The sequence below is a fragment of the Candidatus Binatia bacterium genome (assembly GCA_036382395.1).
Classification (GTDB): domain Bacteria; phylum Desulfobacterota; class Binatia; order HRBIN30; family HRBIN30; genus JAGDMS01.
In genome coordinates this window covers 1-1,921 of the sequence record DASVHW010000070.1, presented here as the reverse complement: position 1 = coordinate 1,921, position 1,921 = coordinate 1, and the positions used below count along the sequence as shown (strand labels likewise).

General features: G+C 64.6%; 5 protein-coding genes. All 5 read left to right on the top strand.

From position 1 onward, the window contains the following. Positions 1-561: SDR family oxidoreductase (locus VF515_03830; protein ID HEX7406764.1), on the top strand; the 561-nt coding region annotated here is incomplete at its 5' end. Between the two features lie 218 nt (positions 562-779). Beyond that, entirely contained in the window at positions 780-1,091 is a 312-nt protein-coding gene (locus VF515_03825; GenBank protein HEX7406763.1) for a nucleotidyltransferase domain-containing protein, read from the top strand. Continuing rightward, positions 1,081-1,422, top strand: coding sequence for a DUF86 domain-containing protein (locus VF515_03820; GenBank protein HEX7406762.1), 342 nt, complete (start codon positions 1,081-1,083; stop codon positions 1,420-1,422). Before VF515_03825 ends, VF515_03820 begins: the two co-directional genes overlap by 11 nt. After that, complete coding sequence (locus VF515_03815) at positions 1,419-1,553, top strand: hypothetical protein (GenBank protein ID HEX7406761.1); 135 nt, start codon at positions 1,419-1,421, stop codon at positions 1,551-1,553. Before VF515_03820 ends, VF515_03815 begins: the two co-directional genes overlap by 4 nt. A 38-nt stretch (positions 1,554-1,591) precedes the next feature. Then, on the top strand, positions 1,592-1,921 hold a 330-nt coding region (locus VF515_03810), incomplete at its 3' end, for an SDR family NAD(P)-dependent oxidoreductase (protein HEX7406760.1).

Here is a 1,921-nt window from a genome sequence, read left to right as displayed (position 1 = left end):
AACGCGGGCAGCGCCGCGCCGGGGCCCGTCCTGGCGTTGGGCGCCGAGCATTGGCGATTCGCGTGCGACCTGAACATCCTCGGCACCGCGTTCACGATCAAACATGCCGCCCTCGCCATGCAGAAGCGTGGCGGCAGCATTGTCGCCATGTCGTCGGCCGACGGTTTTCTGGTGCCCAAATACATGGCGACGTACGGCGTCACCAAGGCGGGCCTGGAAATGCTCGTGCGCTGCGCCGCCCTCGAGCTGGCGCCCTTCAATATCCGCGTGAACTGCATCCAGCCCGGTTACGTGCCGACGGAAGGCACCGCGTTGGGCATGAACGACGAGGACGTGAAGGAGGTACTCCGGGCAACGCCGCTCGGGCGCCCTGGCGCCGCGGAGGAAATCGGCGATGCCGTGGTGTACTTCTGCGCCGACTCCGGGGCCTGGGTGACGGGCCAAGTTCTTGCCGTCGACGGCGGCATGACGATCCCGGTGGGAGCCAACTTCGAGCGCCTGTGCCGCCGGATGTTCGGCGACGAGCTGATGGAACGGTGCACGGGACCAGGCAAGGGGTAATGACTGGAGAACGATGCGATGACACCCGCGAATCGAGAATGCGCAGGCAAAGTCGCGCTCGTGACCGGAGCGAGCCGGGGATTTGACAGGAATGGCAGAGTCTTGCAGGGTCTACCCAACGGGACGTAAGCGTTGACGCACCTGCACCAGGATATCGCAAGCCGGGTAACCGCATGGAGGACGCGTGAGGTTTGCCAGTTCGTCGAGGAGGCCGGCGCATGAGTGTGAGGATTGCGATCGATCGAGAGCGGATTGCCGAGTTCTGCCGGCGCTGGAAGATCGTCGAGTTTTCTCTGTTCGGGTCGGTGCTGCGCGACGACTTCCGCCCCGACAGCGATGTCGACGTGCTTGTCAGCTTCGCGTCTGATGCGCGCTGGAGCCTATTCGACGTGGGCCACATGGAGGAAGAGCTGGAGCGGTTGTTCGGCCGCAAGGTCGATCTGGTCGAGCGCCGCGCCGTCGAGCGCAGCGAGAACTACATCCGCCGCAGGCATATCCTTCAGCATCACGAGCCAGTGTATGTGGCGTGACGACGCACTCCTGCTCGACATGCTCGTCGCGGCCCGCCGGGCCCAGCGCTTCGTTGCCGATGTGGACTGGGACGGGTTCGAACAGAGCGCGCTGCATCAAAGCGCAGTCATGCGCGTGCTCGAAGTCATTGGCGAGGCCGCGTGCAAGGTCTCAGAAGCAACGCGCGCTGCCCACCCCGAGATACCCTGGGGAGACATCATCGGGATGCGCAACCGTCTCATCCACGAATACTTCAGAGTCGACCTACGCAAGGTGTGGGACACCGTACAGAACGACATTCCGCAAGTGATTGCGGTCCTGGAGCCGCTGGTCCCGCCGGAGGAAGAATGAGGAGGCGAGCGGAGCAGTCGAAGCCGCGCGGCAATGGAAAGCCGGGCCCGGCCGCGGCACCCGCGAAGAAGAGCGAGAAGAAGATCGTCGACATGCTGGGTGAAGAGGCTCTAGTCGCAAAACAGGTGTGAGTCATCGACCGCTAAATCCGCCGGAACGACCGACGCCCATGAACAGAGAATGCGAAGGAAAAGTCGCTTTGGTGACCGGAGCGAGCCGCGGCATCGGCGCCGCCATCGCGCAGCGCCTGGCATCGGCGGGGGCCGTTGTTGCCGCCGTCGCGCGCAGCCTCGACAGTCACCCGCCCGATCTTCCCGGCACGCTGCGGGAGACGGTCGCAACTATTGAGGCGCAAGGCGGTCGCGCCGTGGCGATCCAAGGGGACGTGCTGGAGGCGCGCTCGCGCGCGCAGTGTGTGGCGCAGTGCCAGAAAGAGCTGGGTCCCATCGATATCCTGGTCAACAACGCGGCCATGGGCCCGTACAAGTCGTTTGAGAGT

What these genes read in the sequence shown, in the direction of transcription:
- VF515_03825 (HEX7406763.1), top strand. Translation starts at nt 780, where the DNA reads ATGAGTGTGAGGATTGCGATCGATCGAGAGCGGATTGCCGAGTTCTGC.
- VF515_03820 (HEX7406762.1), top strand. Translation starts at nt 1,081, where the DNA reads ATGTGGCGTGACGACGCACTCCTGCTCGACATGCTCGTCGCGGCCCGC.
- VF515_03815 (HEX7406761.1), top strand. Translation starts at nt 1,419, where the DNA reads ATGAGGAGGCGAGCGGAGCAGTCGAAGCCGCGCGGCAATGGAAAGCCG.